The following is a 21,723-nucleotide window of genomic DNA, read 5'->3' on the forward strand; positions in this document are numbered from 1 at the left end:
CATTTCTATTTTCAGGAATAGAATAAATGTTCCGATTACAAACAATTTAAGTCGGAGATAATTTGTCCTTGTGAAAAAATACTGAATTTTATACCTCTGAAATCCAGCACTTTGTAAAATTGAGTGTTGGATTTTTTATTTTCTGCCGCGTTTTTTGCCAATTATATTCATGTGCGCACGCAGAAAACAAAGTGTAATTTTCAAAATTGACAGAACCATGAATTATTTCTTGCTGGCGGAAACCGACTTTTTCCGCCTGATAAACGAAGCCGGCGACTGCAATATGGAAACGGCATACACGGCTTTCGCCACCCAAGTGATCGAACTGTGCAACGGCGGCATGGACATGAACCTTACCGTCATCGCGCTTGCCTACATCGAAATCGAGTTGCAGCACCATCCCGTACGTAATCTGTCAGAAGAAAAAAGAGAGATTGCCGCCTACGTCAGCAAGGCTCTGTCTTTCGTAAGAAAGATGCAGAAATTCCTTGCCACGCCCCAAGTGCCACCACTAATATCCGCCAACAACGCAACAGAAACCACCGCCAGCCTTCTTCAATGGACGGGCAATGCCATCGACCTCGTGGAACTTATCTACGGCATAGACGTGATGGGCTGCATCAACAACGGCAATATGCCGCTCAAACAGCTCGCCCCACTTCTCTATAAGATATTCGGGGTTGATTCTAAAGACTGCTACCGCTTCTACACTGATATCAAACGCCGGAAGAACGAAAGCCGCACCTATTTCATTGACAGGATGCAGGAAAAACTGAACGAGAGAATGTTGCGTGATGAGGAGTTGGAGCGGATGAGAAAATAAAAAAATATCCATTACATATGAGAAGACAGGAATACTCGTATCCTGTCTTTTTATTTTCATTTAATTATATATTAATTAGCACAATATATGTGAGTTTTTCATTCCTATAAGGACAAATTTCAGAAACGTATGTCTGGTAAATTATTGAGTCATCATAGTATGAACATATATCATTACTAAAAACAATGAAACAACTTCCATAAGATTGTGGTTGTAAAAATCGCCATTTAATAGCCCGTTTTTTTTGTAAAATTCGCCAATTAAAAAAATATGATTATCTTTGCATTATATTTTATAAGGTATGGAAACAGTAAATAGAATACTTCAAGAGAAGATTACAGCACGAATCGCGCCCAATAAAGCAGTACTGATTTTTGGTGCTCGCCGTGTTGGTAAAACGGTAATGATGCGTAAAATTGTGGACAACTATTCAGGTAGGACGATGATGCTCAACGGCGAAGACTACGACACATTAGCACTATTGGAGAATCGCTCAATAGCCAATTATCGGCATTTATTGGATGGTATTGATTTGCTGGCTATTGATGAGGCACAGAACATACCACAAATCGGTAGTATTCTGAAGTTGATAGTTGATGAAATACCGGGAATAAGTGTCTTGGCAAGTGGTTCTTCGTCATTCGATTTGCTGAATAAGACTGGTGAACCGTTGGTCGGCCGCAGTACGCAATTTCTCCTTACACCATTCTCGCAACGGGAAATCGCACAGACGGAAACGGCACTTGAAACCCGCCAGAACCTCGAAGCGCGCTTGATTTACGGTTCCTATCCCGAAGTAGTAATGATGGAGAACTATGAACGTAAAACAGACTACCTACGTGATATTGTCGGTGCATACCTGCTTAAAGATATCTTAGCAATTGACGGCTTAAAAAATTCGAGCAAGATGCGCGATCTACTGCGATTGATAGCTTTTCAGTTGGGCAGCGAAGTTTCTTACGAAGAGTTAGGTAAACAACTCGGCATGAGCAAGACGACCGTTGAAAAATACCTCGACCTATTGGAAAAGGTCTTCGTTATCTATCGTCTGGGGGCTTATTCGCGTAACCTACGCAAGGAGGTTACAAAAGCTGGCAAGTGGTACTTCTACGACAACGGCATTCGCAATGCCATTATCGGGGCTTTCTCACCGCTGGCCATTCGGCAGGATGTCGGTGCGCTGTGGGAGAACTACATCATCGGAGAGCGGCGCAAAGCGAACTTCAATGAGGGACTGCACAGGGAGTTCTATTTCTGGCGCACCTACGACAAACAGGAAATCGACCTGATTGAGGAGAGTGCCGACAGTCTTACCGCCTTGGAGTTCAAGTGGGGAAATAAAATGCCGGCCGCACCGAAAGCCTTCCAAGAAGCCTATCCCTATGCCGAGTTTCATGTGGTAAATCGGGAGAATTATTTGGAGTTCGTATAATCAATAAATTACGTATATGGAAACAAAACTACAATCCAAACAGCAATATCCGCGGTTTATCCAAAATAAACCGTGTGGTATTGACAAATTCGATGGAGGTTCGCAAGAAAGGTTGGCAAAAACTATTGCTCGCCATTTTTGTCAGAATGATTCATTGGATGAGGAATGTACTTTACCTCGAATTATCGGCATCGAAGGTATTTGGGGATCTGGAAAATCCAACGTGGTTAAAATGTTGGAACGTGAATTATCAGACGACTATTACTTTTTTGAGTATGACGCATGGGGACATCAAGAGGACTTGCAACGCCGCTCTATATTGGAATTGCTTACAAGCAAACTTATTGATGATGGTATCCTATCTGGAAATGCAACAATAAAAGTCAAAGGTGGAGGTACGAAAACCGTATCATGGTCTGAAAAGCTGAAATATTTATTAGCCCGTAAAACGGAGACCGTAACCGAAAAATATCCCCTTATCAGTAATGGTATGGTTGCGGCATTTTTGGTTGCAGTTTTAACTCCGATATTTACATTTATTGCGTATGCAGTAAAACCTACACCCACAACATGGTGGTTTTCTTTATTGTCTATTATCATAGCTGCACTGCCAGTTCTTATTGCATTGTGCGTTTGGAAATGGGCATATAGCAAAGATCATAAATATGGATGGAGTTATATGTTAGCTATTTATCAAGATAAAGTCGAAAAGGACGTTTGCTATGAGACTTTGAGCGAAGACGAACCAACGGTTTACGAGTTCAAAACATGGATGCAAGACATTTCTGATTTTATCAAGGAAAAAGGACAACGTAAATTAGTCCTTGTTTTTGACAACATGGATCGTCTCCCCGCTGAAAAAGTAAAAGAATTATGGTCTTCTATCCATACGTTCTTCGCCGATAGCGGTTTTGAAAATGTTTGGGCTGTTATTCCTTTCGATGAAACACATTTAGCTTGTGCATTCGGAGATGAGACCGACGAACAAACGAAACAACTGACCAAGTATTTTATCAATAAAACTTTCCCTATTGTTTATCGTGTTGCTCCTCCTGTTATTACCGACTATCGAAGTATATTCAACAAACTGTTTGTTGAAGCATTTGGAGAAACAGAAAATGAAGCGAAAGAAACTATAAATCGGATATTCAGATTGGTAAATCCTAATGCCAATGTTAGGGAAATTATATCATATATCAATGAGATGGTCGCTCTTAAACAAGAGTGGTGTAACGAAATTTTGATGATAAACATAGCATTGTTCTGTTTGAAGAAGACGGATATTCTGGCAAATCCAGTAGAACAAATATTGTCCGGCGACTATCTGAATGGCATTCAAACAATAATTAACAATGATCTGCAAACACAACGCGAAATTGCAGCTTTGGTATATGGTGTCGATGTTGAAGATGCTCGACAAATTCCATTGAAAAAATATATTGAAGGCTGCATCAACGGAGAAGAAGACCACGACATAAATCAATATGCAGAGACTAATAAACAATTTGACACTGTATTAGAAGAAGTTATACAATGTATGGACAATGCGCTTATCGATAAGATTATACATTGTTTGCATAAATTAACTCGAAAGAGCGATGTTATTCTGCGTGTATGGCAAAGAATAGCACAATTGAAATTAAAAGAATCCATAGAGAAGCAGGTGTTCCCTGTCGAATACCAAGAACTGCTGTTGCATTTAGACACGGAAAGCCAAAACCATGTGATTGCTCAATTATATAAGAAGATAGTTCGGTTCAATGACTTCAATGGCGGCGACTATTTCAAAACGTTAGATGCAATAGACAGGTTTATTGCGCAAAATAAGTTGGCGTGCGATTTTACGTCATTGATTGAAGCAAAAACAGTCAAGCCAAATACATTTATCGATTATATTCAAGCTGCAAATGCAACAGATGCTGCCTATCGGGATAACGCGACAACTAAAGCATATAAATATTATCAAGTAGCAACAAATTCGGAGGCGCTCGATAATTATTTGGCAAACTTACTACCCGATAATTTCGACCATGCAGATATTGTAAAAACGTTAAAAGATAATTCTACCTATACGTTTCCAACGCTTTTGCAAGCGATCACGAATTGCATTGATGAACAGAATGTAAATAAAGATAATATAGGGGCTATATTTACAACCTATCGTTTATTGGCATCTGACGAAGAAAGACCTTTACCTGTAACGTTAGATTCAACCTACATAAATCAGTTGCATTCTGAATTAGAAACTGATGGCCGAAACATTAAAGAGTCTGGATATTACGATTTAGTCGCCATGCAATTGGCACATGGTCATTCCGTTTCCTTAATAGAGGGTGGAGATATAAAATATGTTGCAGAACTCATGGACTATTATGTGGATCATGGAGACTTATTAGTAAATAGTGTGGGATGGAATATACCGCTATTAAATGAAACACTACAATACATGGTAAATCATAAACTTGGCTATAAATTATTGCTCTCAGACATATTGCCCCAATTTGAAGATATTAAGAACAGAATAGGTGTAACGGATGAGGTATTTATCGAGCATTTAGCAGAGTGGAATACCGATTTGGATAAGTATATCACTAAGAACAATATTAAAGATGTAATTCCTGACGCATCTTTTTACGATTTGACCACTAAAATAAGCAATGTCCTGACCGATCATATCAATAAAATAGCGTTCGAAGCGTTGTCTGAAATAAGTGTTGATACATTATACGCCCAAAGAACAGCACATACATCATATTATTGGTTTGTCGCAATAAAACATTTACTGGCTAAAATCAAATCCTTGCCAGATAACTTGACTGAATTTGGCAAAAAGATTCTGATGGATATTGCTTCTGGAACTCAAAGTTTGAATCCTTTCCCTAATTGTTTCAAGAATATAGTTGAAAGATTGGATAAACGAAAAATTAAATCGACAGTTACCGATATAAGAAATGATTTCTGCATCGGTAAAAAGACTATCAATGCAATAAAGTTTCAATTTTTCGAAACATGGCTTAGATCGCATGGTAATTTGAAAAGTCAAGCTGGAGACGTTATTGATAAAATAGTGAAACCTGTAATTTCCGATGGGGCATGCCGTTCATTGATTCTGCAAAACAAAGATTTTTATATGGATTTAATAAATACAGCAGGGGATGATGCTTATGAATTGAAAAAGAGTCTCCGAAACCTCATACAAAAAGATTCAGATCCGCAATTGGTTAAATTTGTCAATTCGATAGATTCAGTACCTGAGGTTGAAACCGCGTAAGTATTTGTCTAACAAGTCCGAATTTTACGATTTTACCCGTCAGAACTGAAGTGCCCCCCAAAAAAATTGTATCCAACTTTTGGGGGTCACTTCAAACTTCGATAGGGATAATTTTCAATTTTGGGGACTTGTTAGACAGTCTCATTATCTGGTAGCAGTTTACACAGCACCGGATCGTTTTTGATACGCTCCAGTTCCTCCTGCACAATCTGCTTCACCTCTTCCTTGATGCGCCGGTAGTTCGCCTGCACCGTTTCCTTCATGCGGTCGTTGCCGTCCTCGTCCGTGAAGTTTGTAATGACGGGAATTTTCTTGTAGGCACTTTCTTCCCGTTTCACCTTTTCGGCATCCACCACAATCTCGCAATGAAAAATCTTCTGCTCGATACGCTCGTTGAAGTTGTCGGATACAGAACCGACAAACATTCCCTGCGTAAGCCCGGAAATCTTACTCGGTGGAATGAGCGCGTCCATCTGCGTGTTGATGGAGGTGGAAACATCCTGCCGGTTGATGGAGATGGACTGCCGTTTCTGCAACACCTTACCGAACCGCTCGGAGAGCGTCTTGGCTGTTTCCCCCACCACCTGACCGGAGAAAATATTGCCGACAGTGTTCATCACCACTTTCGCCTCTTTGTCCCCGTAGTCACGCACTAACTGGCTGAAATCCTGAAAGCCCAGACACACGGCAACCTTGTTGCTTCGGGCGGTAGCTATAAGATTGTCCAACCCTTTGAAGTATATTGTGGGCAACTCGTCGATGATGACCGATGACTTCAGCATCCCCTTCTTGTTGATGAGCTTCACGATACGGGAATTATACAGACCGAGTGCCGCACCGTAGATATTCTGACGGTCGGGATTGTTACCCACGCAGAGGATTTTCGGCTCTTCGGGATTGTTGATGTCCAGCGTAAACTCGCTGTCTGACATCACCCAGTAGAGCTGCGGTGAAATCATCCTCGAAAGCGGGATTTTTGCCGACGCTATCTGACCCATGAGCTGCTCCGCAGCCCCTCCAAGCCACGCATCCATGAACGGCGAAAGGTAGTTCTCCAGCTCCGGATAAGAGGTCAGTATCGGAAATATATCCTCGTAACGGCGGTTCAGAAACTCGATAGCATGGGGAAACGTGCAAAACTTCCCGTTCTGATAGATTTTGAGATACCAGATAATACTGGCAAACAGAATGATAGGTGACTCCACGAAGAAGTCGCCCTGCTTTTGCACCCACGTTTTATTGAGGTTGAGCATTATTGTGTAGGCACTCTCATAGGCATCCGTAATATCTTCCATAAAATCCGGGTGAATGGGATTGCACCGATGAGAGCGTCGCGGGTCGTCGAAGTTGATCACATAGAACTTCGGCTTTACCTTGTAGCCGTCCGGGTGGTTCAGCAAATGGTTGTAGGCAATAGTAGATAGGTCGGGATACTTGAAATCGTAGATGTATTGACTAAAGCCCTTTTCAATCTGTTGCTTGATAAAATTGTTTACCACGGCATAGGACTTGCCGCTGCCCGGCGTACCCAACACGATGGACGCACGGAAGGGATTAACTACATTGATCCAACCGTTGTTCCAGCGTTTCCTGTAATAGAAACGTGTCGGCAGATTGACCGAATACTCGCTTTCGATAAGCCTCGTTTCCTGCATGAAACTCTCGTTCTCGTTGTTGAAAACATCCTCCATCAAATTGTGTTTCAACAGGCGGCTCATCCACAGACCACCCATCAACAGGCAGACATAGCCCGTTCCAATGGTAAGGACATACAGTCCCGTCACCGCTTCAAGCGGCAGCGGCAGGGGCAGCAACCACCAGTTCAGGAAAAACAGCACGAACCCGACGGCAAATGCTGTCCAGATTCTCCCCCAAGTGATTTTCTCACCCTTGACACCCTTCGTACCCAGACAGGACAAGGCAAGCAAAAGGACGGAAAACAGCTTCGTGTAGAGAATGGAATGGAACAGCCCCGCCGTGCGGTCGAAGTTCAGAAGGATTTTGTCCACCACGCCGATGTTCACGCCCCACAGCCGGATGGCTTCGTAGCAGAACCAGTACACGTTCATGACCACTAAAATGATACTCACGGCACGCAGAAAATCCATGATTTTCGCCAATGCCCTCAAATCGTCTTCTTGTTGTGACATACATTGATTTTTTAATTGTTGATACTCTGATTACATACCCAAGCCCTTGCGTTTTTTCTTCTTTTTGCGCTTCATCGCCCGGATGAAAGCCTCTTCCTCGGCATCTACCGCCGGACCTTCGGGAGTGAGCAAGCCCATACCGCCCGATATATCTTCACTGTCGTAGGCGGTCTGCCCGTGTGCCTTGTCCGCAGCATCCACAGGGATGGATAGCGGTATCGGCGGTTGTCCGGCGTATGGCAGGGTGAAGTGTTCCTGCAAGGCATTCGCCGAAAGCTCCTTACCCATGCGCGAACCGTTCAGCACGCATCCCGTGCGGTGGTCGATGAAGGTAGCCCCATAGATGCGCCCTTCCTCTGTGTAGCGCAGTACGGTGTCGATGCCCTTCTCTTTGAGTTGGGATACAAATTTGTCCTTGTCATAAGTGCCTTGCAGCACGGAAAGGACGGTGCGTTTCGTCATGTCTGCCAGTTTCCTATCCTTGATTTCCGATTTGGAACGGACAAACTTCTTCTGTACGGCTTCATAGCCTGCGGACTTCCCGAAAAGCGAGGATTTGAACGGGTTGCCCACCTTGTTACCCTTGTCGTCCGTGACGGAATAGACCAGCCCGTGATACTCCCGTCCGCGCACGTTGCCCCTCGCTTCCTCCACCGTCATATTATATAAGGAAAGGAGCGCACGGTATTCGCCCATCGTCTGGAAACGGTACTGCCCATTCAGAGCCTTCACGGTGTTGCCTACCTGCTTCTTCACATCACCTGCCGATGCGGCCACCTTGCGCAACGGATTATCCAATCTCTGATTTTTACGTTCTGCCGGATGCAATCCGTACTTCTGTTCCAGTTCCCTGCGGATACGGTCGCTGCGGCGGTAGAGAAAATCCCGGTTGAGCCTTTTCCCGTTCTCGTCCACGTTGACCGTCACGATGTGCAGGTGGTGGCGGTCGATGTCCTCGTGCTTGAATACAAGATAAGGCTGGTTTCCGAAACCGAGTTTTTCCAGATACTCGCGGGCGATATTCTGCAACTCAATATCGGTCAGCACATCCTCCGGGTGCGGGTTGAGAGAGATATGCACCACCGGCTTCTCGATCTTCATCTGCGGTGGCAGGAAGGTGAGAAAACCCTCCATCGCCTTGCCTATGTCCACCGTTCCCGAACCGTCATTGTAGATGCGGTTGGTGGTGAGAAGCCGCCCCTGCGCCTCGTTAATCTTCTCCCCGTTGTAGGCAATCGCGCCGTACAACGAACTTCCTACACTGATTTTTGCGACCATTTTGCCTCCATTTCCCTTGAAAGTTCCACAATCCGGCGGCTCAGTTTCACGAGTTCGACGGTGTGTTGCTCTAATTTGTAGAGCAACGCCATCGCCTTTTTCTCTGAAAAATGCAGCCTCAGTTCCTTCACGACTTGGTTGTAATTCGTACCCACGGCACGGAATTGTGCATGAAAATCCGACAGTTTGGTGTAATAGTCCACCAACGTCTTGTCCACCTTCAGCACCTTGAACGGTTGCCCGAAGAAGTGCGCTTTGAGGAAAACAGACCGTGCATAGACACCCGATTTTCCGAACATGGCGAGGAAACGGTTGTGTTCCTCCTCGTTGAAACGGACGGTGTACCGGTACACCGCCGGATCAAGTTTGGGATTTCTCCCTGATTTGCTTTTCCTTTTCTCTTTCATATTACTTTGGATTTAGCGGATTGACGGCATAAGCCGCCGCTTCGGATTACAGCACCGCAGTTCTGAAAGGCTTCCCGACTTCGGAGGGAAAGCCCGCCCCCTGCAAGGGCAAGTGCTTTTCGTGGCTGCTCAAAATATTTTGAGCGGCTGAAAAGACATCTTGCTATGTTCAGGTGAACATAAAAATCCGTCAGGGGACGGATTGGGAAAATACCTTTCAGGACTCCGGGCCGCGCGTCATCGGCGAACCCTGCTGTCCGGGTGCAAAGTTACGCCCTTAAAGCGGTATCGGACAGATGCTTGACCCGGTCAATGACTGCCAACCGGCGCAACGTGCCGCCACTTGCCGGAGAAGTGATACAGGTTCCAAAATATACTTGTTTATTTGCAGCATGATTCAAGAAACGAACGATTTGAAGATATGATAAACGGAACATTCAAATACCCGGAAATCCGCTTCTTCGGATACTTGCCGAAACGGATACCCGAACCGTCGGAAACCCGGTTCTCCGACAATTCGGTGACGTATGGATTCAATGACTTCATGACGCAATGTCGTCAATCACCATTTGTCCGACGCACCGCTTCACCACAGAACCGGATACGCGACGACCCGCCTGCGTGTGTAGTCACGGAAGCGGATGGTGCGACAGCCAAATCCGTATGGAAACAGAAAAACAAATCATCAACAATTAAAATAAATGGAACTATGAGTAAGGAAATCTTCGTTGCATTCGCAACACAGAAAGGTGGCATCGGCAAATCCACTGTCACGGCACTTGCCGCCAGCTACCTGCACAACGTGAAAGGCTACAATGTCGCCGTCGTGGACTGCGACGACCCGCAGCACAGCATCCACGGGCTGCGCGAACACGAAATGGGGCTTATCGACAGCAGCACCTACTTCAAGGCTCTCGCTTGCGACCATTTCCGCCGGATCAAAAAGAACGCCTACACCATCGTCAAAAGCAATGCGGTGAACGCCCTCGACGATGCCGAGAGGATGATTGCCACTGAGGACGTGAAACCCGACGTGGTGTTCTTCGACATGCCCGGCACACTCCGAAGCAACGGCGTGATAAAGACGCTCTCGCAGATGGACTACATTTTCACTCCGCTGAGTGCCGACCGCTTTGTCGTGGAGAGTACCCTGAAATTCGTCACGATGTTCCGCGACAGGCTGATGACTACCGGACAGGCGAAAACAAAGGGGCTGCATCTGTTCTGGACGATGGTGGACGGCAGGGAGAGGAACGACTTGTACGGCATCTACGAGGAAGTGATAGCCGAAATGGGCTTTCCGGTACTTTCCACCCGCTTGCCCGACAGCAAGAAGTTCCGCCGTGACCTTTCGGAAGAGCGCAAGAGCGTTTTCCGCTCCACCATCTTCCCGATGGACACGGCACTGCTGAAAGGGAGTGGCATCCGGGAGTTTTCCGAAGAGATAAGCGACATCATCAGACCGCAGTGAGCATGGGCAGCAGGAAAGTGAACACGGAAGGCATCGACGAGGAACTGCTGTTAGCCTCCATCGGGCGGCGCACACAGGACGGGACACTGCGCCCCGCACAGGAAGTACCCGCAGCTGCACCGACCGAAGAGGACACCGCCGCACCGGAACCATCTCCTGTGCAACCCGTAACACGGGAAAAAGCGCAGAGGGAAAGTGGACGCCGGAAAAGGCAGGACGAGGACTACAACGAGCTATTCCTGCGCCGCAACGAGATAAAGACCCGCCAATGTGTCTATATCAGCCGTGACGTCCACGGCAAGATCCTCAGAATCGTGAACGACATCGCCGGAGGGGAAATCTCAGTAGGCGGATATGTGGATACCGTGCTGCGCCAGCATCTGGAACAGCACAAGGAGAGAATCAACGAACTGTACAAGAAACAACGTGAAGATCTGATTTGAAAATGGAAAAAGAAATGACACCGAATGAAAAAAGACCACAGCAAGACTGCGGAGGTATGTTTACCCAAGTGCAGGCGAGTGTGGAAATACTGTCGCCTGTCCCGGTAAGCGGCAAATGCAGTGAGAAGGACTATGAACGCCTGTTCATCCGCGACCCGGAAGTAAAGGCACGTGAGGGGAAGATGGCGTATGTGCGCCCGGAGTACCACGAGCGTATCATGCGTATCACCCGTGTAATCGGGCATGACCGGCTTACGCTGTCCGCTTACATCGACCATGTGCTGACGCACCACTTCAACCAGTGCGAAGATGCGATAAAGAGCCTTTATGCCCGAAATTACAATTCAGTATTCTAACCAAAAACGGAAGGATATGAATTACACAATCAGCATGACAGACATTCTGCTGGCGGTATCGGTCGGCTGCAACCTCTGGTTCCTGTTCCTGCTCCTTTACGAGCGCATCATGGACACGCGGATTGTCCGCTTCTTCAAGGGCATTGTCGGATTATGGCGGTCACTGGACGGGAATGAGGCTAAACGCATAGCGGCACACGAGGAAGTCCCTGCGGAAAAGGCGGACATCATCGGCAAGAGCCGTTTCAGGATGGCATCCACCCGGACAACCGCTGCCATACCGACGCAAGAAGCCGCCACTATTGAAAAAGGCATTGAGCTGTCGGAGGAAGAGGCTACTTTTGACGACGGAAAAACGGGAAACGCATCCCGCCCGGCACAAGTCCCGGAGGAAAAACTCGATGAGACCTTCACGAGCATACCGCCGGAGGAACTGGGATACGGGGACGACGAACCGGAAGAGGACGCCTCGGACACGCCACGGGCTTCGGGCAGCAGCTTTGACGAGATTGACGACGCCTGCAAGACCGCCAAAAACCCGGACGCGACACAGGCGGAACGTGAAAAGGCGGCTAAGGTGTTCACCGACATGGAGGGCACGGAGTTGTACGAGAAAATGATGGAAGGCTCTTCGGAGATAGGCATCCGCATCAAGGGGCTTATCGAGATTCGGCTGAAGAAATCTGAAAAGGAGTTCGTCGTGCCGGACAACATCGAGGAGTTCGACATTCGCAACTATGTATGACAACAATAAAAGAAATGAACATGAAAGAATGACATCAACCCACGCGGCGAGGAAACGCAAGGCGCATCCCCATCCGCAACGGACACGCCCACGTCCGTGGAAACAAACGGGCATCCACTAAAACCAAAGTAAAGAAACAAAGTATCAACCGCCCGACAAAGGACCATCCACCCTTTTGACGGCAAAAAACAAGAACAGTTTATGAACAAGAACATCTTGAAAAACAGAAAAGCAATCCTCTCCGCGGCACTTGTCATCGCCGCAACCGCCTCCGCTTTCGCGCAGGGAAACGGCATCGCGGGCATCAACGAAGCCACCTCTATGGTGAGTTCTTATTTCGACCCCGGAACTAAACTGATATACGCCATCGGTGCAGTCGTCGGGCTTATCGGGGGCGTAAAAGTGTACGGCAAGTTTTCATCGGGCGACCCCGACACCAGCAAGACAGCCGCCTCGTGGTTCGGCGCGTGCATCTTCCTGATTGTTGCCGCCACCATCCTGCGCTCATTCTTCCTTTAATAAATAATGTATGGCTGAATACCCAATCAACAAGGGTATCGGCCGTCCGGTAGAGTTCAAGGGCTTGAAGGCACAGTACCTCTTCATCTTCTGCGGAGGTCTGCTGGCTCTCTTCGTCCTGTTCGTCATCCTCTACATGGTCGGTATCGACCAGTGGATATGTATCGGCTTCGGCGCGGCATCGTCCTCCCTCCTTGTATGGCAGACCTTCGCGCTGAACGCCCGGTACGGTGAACACGGGCTGATGAAATTAGGAGCGGCACGGAGCCATCCCCGATACCTTATCAACCGGCGGCGGATAACCCGTCTGTTCAAACGACAACGAAAGGAAGAAAGACAATGAGGAATACATCGAAAATGACAACACTGGAAAACAGGTTCCCACTTTTAGCGGTGGAGCATGGCTGCATCATCTCAAAGGACGCCGACATCACGGTGGCTTTCGAGGTGGAACTACCGGAACTTTACACCGTGACGGGTGCGGAGTACGAGGCGATACACAGTTGCTGGTGCAAGGCTATCAAGGTGCTGCCGGACTACTCCGTCGTCCACAAACAGGACTGGTTCATCAAGGAACGCTACAAACCGGAGCTTCAGAAGGACGACATGAGCTTTTTAAGCCGCTCTTTCGAGCGTCACTTCAACGAGCGTCCGTACCTGAAACACACCTGCTACCTCTACCTGACCAAGACAACAAAGGAGCGTAACCGGATGCAGAGCAATTTCAGCACGCTGTGCCGGGGACATATCATCCCGAAGGAGCTGGACAGGGAAACCACGACCAAGTTCTTGGAAGCCTGCGAACAGTTCGAGCGCATCATGAACGACAGCGGGCTTGTCAGGCTGCGCCGCCTCTCCACCGATGAGATTGTGGGTACTGAGGGAAAGACGGGACTTATTGAACGCTACTTCTCGCTCATGCCGGAAGGTGACACCACCTTGCAGGACATCGAGCTTTCGGCAAGGGAGATGCGCATCGGCGACAACCGCCTGTGTCTGCACACCCTCTCCGACGCGGAAGACCTGCCGGGCAAGGTGGCTACCGACACCCGTTACGAGAAGCTCTCCACCGACCGGAGTGACTGCCGACTGTCATTCGCCTCCCCGGTGGGGCTTCTGCTCTCCTGCAACCATATCTACAACCAGTATGTGCTGATAGACAACAGTGAGGAAACCTTGCAGAAGTTCGAGAAGTCCGCCCGTAACATGCAGTCGCTATCTCGCTATTCAAGGAGCAACAGCATCAACCGCGAGTGGATAGACCAATACCTGAACGAAGCCCATTCCTACGGACTGACCTCGGTACGGGCACACTTCAACGTCATGGCGTGGAGCGACGATGCGGAGGAACTGAAGCATATCAAGAACGACGTGGGCAGCCAGTTGGCAAGCATGGAATGCGTGCCGCGCCACAACACCATCGACTGCCCGACACTCTACTGGGCGGCGATACCCGGCAATGCGGCGGACTTCCCGGCGGAAGAGAGTTTCCACACCTTCATCGAACAGGCGGTGTGCCTGTTCACAGAGGAAACCAACTACCGCAGCTCGCTCTCGCCCTTCGGCATCAAGATGGTGGACAGGCTCACGGGAAAACCGCTGCACCTTGACATCTCCGACCTGCCCATGAAGCGAGGTATCACGACCAACCGCAACAAGTTCGTGCTGGGTCCTTCGGGCAGCGGCAAGTCTTTCTTCATGAACCACCTCGTGCGCCAATATTATGAGCAAGGCGCACATGTGGTATTGGTGGACACGGGAAACTCCTATCAGGGCTTGTGCGGCATGATCCGACGCAAGACAGGCGGAGCGGACGGTGTGTATTTCACCTACACGGAAGATAAGCCCATCAGCTTCAACCCGTTCTACACCGACGATTACATCTTCGACGTGGAGAAGAAGGACAGCATCAAGACCCTGTTGCTGACGCTCTGGAAGTCGGAGGACGACAAGGTGACAAAGACGGAGAGCGGCGAGCTGGGCAGTGCCGTGAGTGCCTATATTGAGCGCATCCAATCCGACCGTAGCATCGTGCCGTCGTTCAACACCTTCTACGAGTATATGCGTGACGACTACCGCAAGGAACTGGCACAGCGTGACATCAAGGTGGAGAAGTCCGACTTCAACATCGACAACATGCTCACCACCATGCGGCAGTATTACCGGGGCGGGCGTTACGATTTCCTGCTCAACTCCACGGAGAACATCGACCTGCTCGGCAAGCGGTTCATCGTCTTCGAGATAGATTCGATTAAAGAAAACCGCGAACTGTTCCCCGTCGTGACCATCATCATCATGGAAGCCTTCATCAACAAGATGCGGCGGCTGAAAGGCGTGCGGAAACAGCTTATCGTGGAAGAGGCTTGGAAGGCCCTCTCATCGGCGAACATGGCTGAATATCTGCGCTATATGTATAAGACGGTCAGAAAATATTACGGCGAGGCAATCGTGGTGACGCAGGAGGTGGACGACATTATCAGTTCTCCGGTGGTCAAAGAGAGCATTATCAACAACTCGGATTGTAAAATCCTGCTTGACCAAAGGAAATATATGAACAAGTTCGACCAGATACAGGCGTTGCTCGGACTGACGGAAAAGGAGAAGTCGCAGATACTCTCCATCAACATGGCGAACAACCCTTCACGGCTCTACAAGGAGGTGTGGATAGGCTTGGGCGGCACGCAGTCGGCGGTCTATGCCACGGAGGTCAGCGCGGAAGAGTATCTGGCGTACACCACCGAGGAAACGGAAAAAGTGGAGGTTTACCGTCTGGCGGAGAAGCTGGGCGACGACATCGAAGCCGCCATCCGGCAGCTTGCCGAAAGGCGGAGAAACAAGGAATAACTAAAAAACAGAATGTATCAACCAAAAAAGAAAAACGCGTATGAATTTACCAAAAGTGAAAATGCTGCAAGTCAGCAAGTGCCTTATCGGATTGGCGGTCATGATGCTGCAATCCTGCGACGTGGCCGACAACCGCCGCGACATGCTGTGCGGGAACTGGGAGAGCGTGGAGGGAAAACCTGACGTGCTTATCTACAAGGAGGGCGAAGCCTACAAAGTGACGGTGTTCCGTCGTAGCGGTCTGCGCCGCAAGCTCAAGCCGGAAACCTATCTCTTGCAGGAGGAGAACGGCAACCTGTTCATGAACACCGGCTTCCGCATCGACGTGTCCTACAACGAGGCCACGGATGTGCTGACTTTCTCGCCAAACGGGGACTATGTGCGGGTGAAGCCGCAGCCGGGACATCCGACCGAAGAATAACAACCACTAAAATCCAAAGTAACATGAGAACAAGAATAACAATGATTATCTGCCTGTGCCTGCTTTTCGCGGGCAGGGCAAGCGCACAGTGGGTCGTAAGCGATCCGGGCAATCTAGCGCAGGGCATCATCAATGCCTCCAAAAACATCATCCATACCTCCAAGACCGCCACGAACATGGTGAGCAACTTTCAGGAGACGGTGAAAATCTATCAGCAGGGCAAGAAGTATTACGATGCCCTCAAATCGGTGAACAATCTGGTCAAGGACGCCCGCAAGGTGCAGCAGACCATCCTGATGGTGGGCGACATCACAGACATCTATGTGAACAGTTTCCAACGGATGCTCCGTGACGGGAATTTCAGACCCGAAGAGCTTTCCGCAATCGCTTTCGGCTACACGAAACTGCTGGAGGAAAGCAACGAAGTGTTGACGGAACTCAGGAACGTGGTGAACATCACCACGCTCTCCATGACCGACAAGGAGCGCATGGACGTGGTGGAACGCTGCCACTCGAAGATGAAGCGTTACCGCAACCTCGTGAGCTACTACACGAACAAGAACATCTCCGTGAGTTACCTGCGTGCGAAAAAGAAGAACGACCTCGACCGCATCATGGGGCTGTACGGGAACATGAACGAAAGATACTGGTAGCCTATGAAGTTCGACAACCTTCATCAGATTTTACGTTCACTTTATGAGCAGATGATGCCGCTGTGTGGGGACATGGCTGGTGTGGCGAAAGGCATCGCCGGGCTGGGTGCGCTGTTCTACGTCGCCTACCGGGTATGGCAGTCGCTGGCGAGAGCTGAACCGATAGACGTATTCCCGATGCTCCGTCCTTTTGCCATCGGTCTGTGCATCATGTTCTTCCCGACTGTGGTGCTGGGCACGATAAACAGCATCCTCTCACCCGTCGTACAGGGCACGGCAAAGATGCTGGAGGCGGAAACGCTGGACATGAACCGATACCGGGAGCAGAAGGACAAACTGGAATACGAGGCGATGGTACGCAACCCCGAAACCGCCTACCTCGTGTCCAACGAGGAATTTGACAAGCAACTGGAGGAACTCGGCTGGTCGCCCTCCGACATGGTGACGATGGCGGGAATGTATATCGACCGGGGAATGTACAACATGAAGAAGAGCATCCGCGACTTCTTCCGCGAGATACTCGAACTGCTGTTCCAAGCCGCCGCCCTCGTGATAGACACCGTCCGCACCTTCTTTCTCGTGGTGCTGGCGATTCTCGGTCCGATAGCCTTCGCCCTGTCGGTATGGGACGGTTTCCAAAACACGCTCACGCAGTGGATATGCCGCTATATACAGGTCTATCTGTGGCTACCGGTATCGGACATGTTCAGCACCATACTGGCGAAGATACAGGTTCTGATGCTGCAAAACGACATCGAGCGGATGCAGGCAGACCCGAACTTCTCGCTGGATTCGAGCGACGGGGTGTATATCGTATTCCTCTGCATCGGCATCATCGGCTACTTTACCATTCCCACCGTTGCGGGCTGGATTATCCAAGCCGGAGGCATGGGCGGTTACGGTCGCAACGTGAACCAGATGGCGGGACGAGCCGGAAGCATGGCGGGCAGCGTGGCGGGTGCAGCCGCAGGAAACGCAGTCGGACGTGTCGGCAAATTGCTGAAATAATCAATGTGCAATCATAAATTGGAAAATATAAATGGAATTCAAATCACTTAGAAACATCGAATCGTCGTTCAGGCAGATACGCCTGTTCGGTATCGTCTTCCTCTCGCTGTGCGCCGTGGTGACGGTGTGGAGCGTGTGGAACTCCTACCGTTTCGCAGAGAAGCAACGGGAGAAAATCTATGTGCTGGACAACGGCAAGAGCCTGATGCTCGCCTTGTCTCAGGATTTGTCGCAGAACCGCCCGGCGGAGGCACGGGAACATGTGCGCCGTTTCCACGAGATGTTCTTCACGCTATCACCTGAAAAAAGCGCGATTGAACACAACGTGAAACGTGCCTTGCTGCTGGCGGACAAGAGCGTGTACCACTATTATTCGGACTTCGCGGAGAAGGGGTACTACAACCGCATCATCGCCGGGAACATCAACCAAGTGCTGAAGGTGGACAGCGTGGTGTGCGACTTCAACGCCTATCCCTACCGTGCCGTGACCTACGCCACACAGAAAATCATCCGGCAGAGCAACGTCACCGAGCGCAGCCTCGTGACCACCTGCCGCCTGCTGAACGCATCGCGGTCGGATGACAACCCGAACGGTTTTACCATCGAGGGTTTCACCATCATTGAGAACAAGGATTTACAGACTATCAAACGGTAACAGGACATGAAAAGTATCAGAAAATCAATGTGGGGCATGTATTGGAAACTCCACGACAAACGGAAACGCTTGGCGGCAAGTCTCAAAGGGTATCTGGACGGCTTGCCGCCGGAAACACGCCGCCGCATCGTGCTGGGGATGTTCGCCGCCTTCGCGGTGCTTGCCCTTTACACCTTCGGCAGAGCCGTCTATGACATCGGCAGGAACGACGGCTCACATATGGAAACGGGACACGCCGGACGGGTGGAACTGCCGACCCCGGCGGAAACAGGCAATCACTTAACACCTTATTTATATGGAACAGACAAAGAATGAACCGACGAAAGAGAACAAAGCTGCTCCCGAAACGGGGAAACCGAAAAAGGAGCGCGAACCGCTGACAGAGGCGCAACGGCTGAAACGGCAGAAGATGATCGTGCTGCCCGCTATGGTGTTGGTGTTCATCGGGGCGATGTGGCTGATATTCGCCCCGTCCTCCGGCAAGGAGCAACCGCCGGGAACGGACGGATACAACACCGAGATGCCCGACGCTGACAAGGCGAACCGGCAGATTATCGGCGACAAGCTGAAAGCCTACGAGCATGGGGAGATGGAAGAGCGTCAGGAGAGCCGCAACCGTGCCATCGGGCAGCTGGGCGACATGTTCGACCGCGAGATAGCGGGAACGGAGAACGGAGTGGACTTCGACCTCGCCAATCCGGGCGGCAAGGAAGAAAGGGCAAAGCCAGCCACGCCGCAGACCATCCAGTCCTCCGCAGCCGCCTACCGTGACCTGAACGCCACGCTCGGAAACTTCTACGACCAGCCGAAAAACGACAATGCGGAGATGGACGAATTGTTGGAGCGCATCGCATCGCTGGAGTCGGAACTGGAAAGCGAGAGGGGCAAGGCTTCCTCTATGGACGAGCAGGTGGCTCTTATGGAGAAGTCCTACGAGCTGGCGGCAAAGTACATGGGCGGTCAGAACGGAGGACAGCCATCGGCGGAACAGAGGGCAGAGCCAACTACCGTGCAGAAAGGGAAGAAGAACAAGGCAATGCCTATCAGACAGGTGGAGCATCAAGTAGTTTCTTCACTCTCACAGCCTATGAGTAACGCGGAGTTTGTCGCCGCCTTATCGCAGGAACGCAACCGGGGTTTCAACACGGCTGTCGGCACGGCGGAGGTATTGGACAGGAACACCATACCGGCGTGCGTGCATGGGGCGCAGAGCGTGACGGACGGGCAGACGGTAAGGCTGCGCCTGCTGGAGCCTATGGCGGTGGCAGGCAGGACAATACCCCGGGGTGCGGTGGTGGTCGGCACGGGCAAGATACAGGGTGAGCGGCTCGACATCGAGATTACCTCGCTGGAATACGACGGCACGATTATCCCCGTGGAGCTTGCGGTCTATGACACGGACGGACAGCCCGGCATCTTCATCCCGAACTCGATGGAGATGAACGCCGTCCGGGAGGTCGCCGCCAACATGGGCGGCTCGCTGGGAAGCAGCATCAACATCTCCACCAATGCCGGGGCGCAGCTCGCCTCCGACTTGGGCAAGGGGCTGATACAAGGCACGAGCCAGTACATCGCCAAAAAGATGCGAACCGTCAAGGTGCATCTGAAAGCCGGGTACAGGGTCATGCTTTACCAAGAAAAATATTGAAAACAATAAAAATTACCACTAAAATCCAAAAGTAATGAGAAAAGTAATCATCATGTTTGCCCTCGCTATGGGCATCATAACTGCCAACGCGCAGGAGAATGTAACCGTTGAAACGACCAACGGAAGTGAACAACCGACCTTGACGAAGGAGGTCTATCCGCAGAAGGAGGCGGACGGCGACCTATATCACGGGCTGTCACGCAAGCTGACCTTCGACCGCATGATACCGCCGCACGGTCTGGAAGTGACCTACGACAAGACCGTCCACGTCATTTTTCCGGCGGAGGTGCGCTATGTCGATTTAGGCTCGCCCGACCTGATTGCCGGGAAAGCCGACGGAGCGGAGAACATCATCCGTGTGAAGGCTACCGTAAGGAATTTTCCCAACGAAACGAATATGTCCGTCATCACGGAGGACGGCAGTTTCTACACCTTCAACGTGAAGTACGCCGCCGAACCGCTGTTGCTCAACGTGGAGATGTGCGACTTCATCCATGACGGCAGCACGGTGAACCGCCCGAACAACGCGCAGGAAATCTATCTGAAAGAGCTGGGCAGCGAAAGCCCGATGCTGGTGCGCCTTATCATGAAGTCCATCCACAAACAGAACAAGCGCGAGGTGAAGCATATCGGCTGCAAGCGTTTCGGCATCCAATACCTGTTGAAAGGCATCTACACGCACAACGGCTTGCTTTATTTCCACACGGAGATAAAGAACCAGAGCAACGTGCCTTTCGATGTGGACTACATCACTTGGAAAATCGTGGACAAGAAGGTTGCGAAGCGTACTGCCGTGCAGGAGCAGATTATTCTGCCGCTCCGCGCGCAGAACTACGCCACCCTCGTGCCGGGCAAAAAGAGCGAGCGCACGGTCTTCACGATGGCGAAGTTCACCATCCCCGATGACAAGTGCCTCGTGGTGGAATTGAACGAGAAGAACGGCGGCCGTCACCAGTCCTTCGTGATTGAGAACGAGGATTTGGTACGCGCGGGTACCATCAACGAACTTCAAGTACGCTGACCATGAGAAAGTACATCGCAATAATCATCGCGTCGCTTGCCCTTTTTACAGGGCAGGCGCACGCCCAGCGGTGTCTGCCGAAGATGCAGGGCATCGAGGTGAGGGCGGACATGGCGGACGGCTTCAATCTCGGCGGCAAGGACGGCGGGTACAGCTTCGGGGCGGCTCTCTCCACCTACACGAAGAAGGGGAACAAGTGGGTGTTCGGTGGCGAATACCTGTTGAAGAACAATCCCTACAAGGACACCAAGATACCCGTGGCGCAGTTCACGGCGGAGGGCGGCTATTACTTCAAGATACTGTCGGACGCCCGAAAGATTGTTTTCGTCTATGCCGGGGCTTCGGCTCTCGCCGGATATGAGGCGGTAAATTGGGGGAAGAAGGTGCTGCATGACGGCTCCACGCTGCACGACCGGGACGCCTTCATCTACGGCGGTGCGCTGACGCTCGATGTGGAGTGTTACGTGGCAGACCGTATCGCCCTGCTTGCCAACCTGCGGGAGCGTTGCCTTTGGGGTGGCGACACACGGAAGTTCCACACGCAGTTCGGGGTCGGTATCAAGTTCATCATCAACTGA

22 protein-coding genes are annotated in these 21,723 nt (G+C 50.1%); 18 read left to right on the plus strand and 4 right to left on the minus strand.

The window, feature by feature from the left end; genetic code table 11:
* Nucleotides 1–217: 217 nt before the first annotated feature.
* The 3 genes from HMPREF0106_RS04745 to HMPREF0106_RS04735 all read left to right on the plus strand — a co-directional run bounded on the left by HMPREF0106_RS04745 (nucleotide 218) and on the right by HMPREF0106_RS04735 (nucleotide 5,526).
* A complete protein-coding gene (locus HMPREF0106_RS04745) occupies nucleotides 218–823 on the plus strand; it encodes an RteC domain-containing protein (RefSeq protein WP_004304269.1) in 606 nt (201 codons plus the stop codon).
* Between the two features lie 301 nt (nucleotides 824–1,124).
* Nucleotides 1,125–2,255 (plus strand): ATP-binding protein, encoded by a 1,131-nt coding sequence (locus tag HMPREF0106_RS04740; RefSeq protein WP_004291480.1) that lies wholly within the window; start codon nucleotides 1,125–1,127, stop codon nucleotides 2,253–2,255.
* A 16-nt stretch (nucleotides 2,256–2,271) separates the two neighbouring features.
* Entirely contained in the window at nucleotides 2,272–5,526 is a 3,255-nt protein-coding gene (locus HMPREF0106_RS04735; protein WP_004291481.1) for a P-loop NTPase fold protein, read from the plus strand.
* A 131-nt stretch (nucleotides 5,527–5,657) separates the two neighbouring features.
* Here the strand turns inward: HMPREF0106_RS04735 and mobC are convergent, their stop codons facing one another.
* The 4 genes from mobC to HMPREF0106_RS27970 form a co-directional block, all read right to left on the minus strand.
* Nucleotides 5,658–7,676: a conjugal transfer protein MobC gene (mobC, locus tag HMPREF0106_RS04730; RefSeq protein WP_004291482.1), complete on the minus strand. Its 2,019-nt coding sequence runs from the start codon at nucleotides 7,674–7,676 to the stop codon at nucleotides 5,658–5,660.
* 30 nt (nucleotides 7,677–7,706) lie between these two features.
* Nucleotides 7,707–8,954, minus strand: coding sequence for a conjugal transfer protein MobB (gene mobB / locus HMPREF0106_RS04725; RefSeq protein WP_004291483.1), 1,248 nt, complete (start codon nucleotides 8,952–8,954; stop codon nucleotides 7,707–7,709).
* Nucleotides 8,933–9,361 (minus strand): conjugal transfer protein MobA, encoded by a 429-nt coding sequence (gene mobA / locus HMPREF0106_RS04720; protein WP_004291488.1) that lies wholly within the window; start codon nucleotides 9,359–9,361, stop codon nucleotides 8,933–8,935. Before mobA ends, mobB begins: the two co-directional genes overlap by 22 nt.
* A 381-nt stretch (nucleotides 9,362–9,742) precedes the next feature.
* Nucleotides 9,743–9,907, minus strand: coding sequence for a hypothetical protein (locus tag HMPREF0106_RS27970; protein ID WP_196029218.1), 165 nt, complete (start codon nucleotides 9,905–9,907; stop codon nucleotides 9,743–9,745).
* Here HMPREF0106_RS27970 and HMPREF0106_RS0125130 point away from each other — a divergent pair.
* From HMPREF0106_RS0125130 to HMPREF0106_RS04650, 15 genes are all read left to right on the plus strand, one after another.
* Nucleotides 9,906–10,832, plus strand: coding sequence for a ParA family protein (locus HMPREF0106_RS0125130; RefSeq protein ID WP_005783105.1), 927 nt, complete (start codon nucleotides 9,906–9,908; stop codon nucleotides 10,830–10,832). The two genes, HMPREF0106_RS27970 and HMPREF0106_RS0125130, sit on opposite strands and share 2 nt — an antisense overlap.
* 2 nt (nucleotides 10,833–10,834) lie before the next feature.
* Entirely contained in the window at nucleotides 10,835–11,275 is a 441-nt protein-coding gene (locus tag HMPREF0106_RS04715; protein ID WP_004291503.1) for a DUF3408 domain-containing protein, read from the plus strand.
* A gap of 2 nt (nucleotides 11,276–11,277) precedes the next feature.
* Nucleotides 11,278–11,631 (plus strand): DUF3408 domain-containing protein, encoded by a 354-nt coding sequence (locus HMPREF0106_RS04710; RefSeq protein ID WP_004291505.1) that lies wholly within the window; start codon nucleotides 11,278–11,280, stop codon nucleotides 11,629–11,631.
* A gap of 16 nt (nucleotides 11,632–11,647) precedes the next feature.
* The gene (locus tag HMPREF0106_RS04705) at nucleotides 11,648–12,376 is read left to right on the plus strand and encodes a hypothetical protein (protein ID WP_004304280.1); all 729 of its coding nucleotides are present in this window, start codon (nucleotides 11,648–11,650) and stop codon (nucleotides 12,374–12,376) included.
* Between the two features lie 201 nt (nucleotides 12,377–12,577).
* Nucleotides 12,578–12,895 carry a DUF4134 domain-containing protein gene (locus HMPREF0106_RS04700; protein ID WP_002560983.1) on the plus strand — a complete coding sequence of 106 codons (318 nt, stop codon included), beginning with the start codon at nucleotides 12,578–12,580 and terminating at the stop codon, nucleotides 12,893–12,895.
* A gap of 10 nt (nucleotides 12,896–12,905) precedes the next feature.
* Nucleotides 12,906–13,238 carry a DUF4133 domain-containing protein gene (locus HMPREF0106_RS04695; RefSeq protein ID WP_004291514.1) on the plus strand — a complete coding sequence of 111 codons (333 nt, stop codon included), beginning with the start codon at nucleotides 12,906–12,908 and terminating at the stop codon, nucleotides 13,236–13,238.
* Nucleotides 13,235–15,739 (plus strand): TraG family conjugative transposon ATPase, encoded by a 2,505-nt coding sequence (locus tag HMPREF0106_RS04690; protein WP_004291515.1) that lies wholly within the window; start codon nucleotides 13,235–13,237, stop codon nucleotides 15,737–15,739. The genes HMPREF0106_RS04695 and HMPREF0106_RS04690 overlap by 4 nt, the downstream gene beginning before the upstream one ends.
* 40 nt (nucleotides 15,740–15,779) lie before the next feature.
* Nucleotides 15,780–16,160 (plus strand): DUF3876 domain-containing protein, encoded by a 381-nt coding sequence (locus HMPREF0106_RS04685; protein ID WP_004291516.1) that lies wholly within the window; start codon nucleotides 15,780–15,782, stop codon nucleotides 16,158–16,160.
* Between the two features lie 23 nt (nucleotides 16,161–16,183).
* Nucleotides 16,184–16,813, plus strand: coding sequence for a DUF4141 domain-containing protein (locus HMPREF0106_RS04680; protein ID WP_004304283.1), 630 nt, complete (start codon nucleotides 16,184–16,186; stop codon nucleotides 16,811–16,813).
* Between the two features lie 3 nt (nucleotides 16,814–16,816).
* Nucleotides 16,817–17,821 (plus strand): conjugative transposon protein TraJ, encoded by a 1,005-nt coding sequence (gene traJ / locus HMPREF0106_RS04675; RefSeq protein WP_004291518.1) that lies wholly within the window; start codon nucleotides 16,817–16,819, stop codon nucleotides 17,819–17,821.
* Between the two features lie 31 nt (nucleotides 17,822–17,852).
* Entirely contained in the window at nucleotides 17,853–18,476 is a 624-nt protein-coding gene (gene traK / locus HMPREF0106_RS04670) for a conjugative transposon protein TraK (protein ID WP_004291519.1), read from the plus strand.
* 6 nt (nucleotides 18,477–18,482) lie between these two features.
* Nucleotides 18,483–18,791 (plus strand): TraL conjugative transposon family protein, encoded by a 309-nt coding sequence (locus HMPREF0106_RS04665; RefSeq protein ID WP_004291520.1) that lies wholly within the window; start codon nucleotides 18,483–18,485, stop codon nucleotides 18,789–18,791.
* Complete coding sequence (traM, locus tag HMPREF0106_RS04660) at nucleotides 18,772–20,124, plus strand: conjugative transposon protein TraM (RefSeq protein ID WP_004291521.1); 1,353 nt, start codon at nucleotides 18,772–18,774, stop codon at nucleotides 20,122–20,124. The genes HMPREF0106_RS04665 and traM overlap by 20 nt, the downstream gene beginning before the upstream one ends.
* Nucleotides 20,125–20,158: 34 nt before the next feature.
* Entirely contained in the window at nucleotides 20,159–21,145 is a 987-nt protein-coding gene (gene traN, locus HMPREF0106_RS04655) for a conjugative transposon protein TraN (protein WP_004291522.1), read from the plus strand.
* Between the two features lie 2 nt (nucleotides 21,146–21,147).
* Nucleotides 21,148–21,723 (plus strand): conjugal transfer protein TraO, encoded by a 576-nt coding sequence (locus HMPREF0106_RS04650; protein WP_004291523.1) that lies wholly within the window; start codon nucleotides 21,148–21,150, stop codon nucleotides 21,721–21,723.

Origin of the sequence: Bacteroides sp. D22, assembly GCF_000163675.1 — a bacterium.
Taxonomy (GTDB): domain Bacteria; phylum Bacteroidota; class Bacteroidia; order Bacteroidales; family Bacteroidaceae; genus Bacteroides; species Bacteroides xylanisolvens.

What these genes read in the sequence shown, in the direction of transcription:
- HMPREF0106_RS04665 (WP_004291520.1), top strand. Translation starts at nt 18,483, where the DNA reads ATGAAAAGTATCAGAAAATCAATGTGGGGCATGTATTGGAAACTCCAC.
- HMPREF0106_RS04735 (WP_004291481.1), top strand. Translation starts at nt 2,272, where the DNA reads ATGGAAACAAAACTACAATCCAAACAGCAATATCCGCGGTTTATCCAA.
- HMPREF0106_RS04680 (WP_004304283.1), top strand. Translation starts at nt 16,184, where the DNA reads ATGAGAACAAGAATAACAATGATTATCTGCCTGTGCCTGCTTTTCGCG.
- HMPREF0106_RS04715 (WP_004291503.1), top strand. Translation starts at nt 10,835, where the DNA reads ATGGGCAGCAGGAAAGTGAACACGGAAGGCATCGACGAGGAACTGCTG.
- mobB (WP_004291483.1), bottom strand. Translation starts at nt 8,954, where the DNA reads ATGGTCGCAAAAATCAGTGTAGGAAGTTCGTTGTACGGCGCGATTGCC.
- mobC (WP_004291482.1), bottom strand. Translation starts at nt 7,676, where the DNA reads ATGTCACAACAAGAAGACGATTTGAGGGCATTGGCGAAAATCATGGAT.
- HMPREF0106_RS27970 (WP_196029218.1), bottom strand. Translation starts at nt 9,907, where the DNA reads ATGAAGTCATTGAATCCATACGTCACCGAATTGTCGGAGAACCGGGTT.
- HMPREF0106_RS04740 (WP_004291480.1), top strand. Translation starts at nt 1,125, where the DNA reads ATGGAAACAGTAAATAGAATACTTCAAGAGAAGATTACAGCACGAATC.
- HMPREF0106_RS04710 (WP_004291505.1), top strand. Translation starts at nt 11,278, where the DNA reads ATGGAAAAAGAAATGACACCGAATGAAAAAAGACCACAGCAAGACTGC.
- HMPREF0106_RS04690 (WP_004291515.1), top strand. Translation starts at nt 13,235, where the DNA reads ATGAGGAATACATCGAAAATGACAACACTGGAAAACAGGTTCCCACTT.
- mobA (WP_004291488.1), bottom strand. Translation starts at nt 9,361, where the DNA reads ATGAAAGAGAAAAGGAAAAGCAAATCAGGGAGAAATCCCAAACTTGAT.
- HMPREF0106_RS04695 (WP_004291514.1), top strand. Translation starts at nt 12,906, where the DNA reads ATGGCTGAATACCCAATCAACAAGGGTATCGGCCGTCCGGTAGAGTTC.
- HMPREF0106_RS04705 (WP_004304280.1), top strand. Translation starts at nt 11,648, where the DNA reads ATGAATTACACAATCAGCATGACAGACATTCTGCTGGCGGTATCGGTC.
- traJ (WP_004291518.1), top strand. Translation starts at nt 16,817, where the DNA reads ATGAAGTTCGACAACCTTCATCAGATTTTACGTTCACTTTATGAGCAG.
- HMPREF0106_RS04685 (WP_004291516.1), top strand. Translation starts at nt 15,780, where the DNA reads ATGAATTTACCAAAAGTGAAAATGCTGCAAGTCAGCAAGTGCCTTATC.
- traN (WP_004291522.1), top strand. Translation starts at nt 20,159, where the DNA reads ATGAGAAAAGTAATCATCATGTTTGCCCTCGCTATGGGCATCATAACT.
- HMPREF0106_RS04700 (WP_002560983.1), top strand. Translation starts at nt 12,578, where the DNA reads ATGAACAAGAACATCTTGAAAAACAGAAAAGCAATCCTCTCCGCGGCA.
- HMPREF0106_RS04650 (WP_004291523.1), top strand. Translation starts at nt 21,148, where the DNA reads ATGAGAAAGTACATCGCAATAATCATCGCGTCGCTTGCCCTTTTTACA.
- HMPREF0106_RS0125130 (WP_005783105.1), top strand. Translation starts at nt 9,906, where the DNA reads ATGACGCAATGTCGTCAATCACCATTTGTCCGACGCACCGCTTCACCA.
- traK (WP_004291519.1), top strand. Translation starts at nt 17,853, where the DNA reads ATGGAATTCAAATCACTTAGAAACATCGAATCGTCGTTCAGGCAGATA.
- traM (WP_004291521.1), top strand. Translation starts at nt 18,772, where the DNA reads ATGGAACAGACAAAGAATGAACCGACGAAAGAGAACAAAGCTGCTCCC.
- HMPREF0106_RS04745 (WP_004304269.1), top strand. Translation starts at nt 218, where the DNA reads ATGAATTATTTCTTGCTGGCGGAAACCGACTTTTTCCGCCTGATAAAC.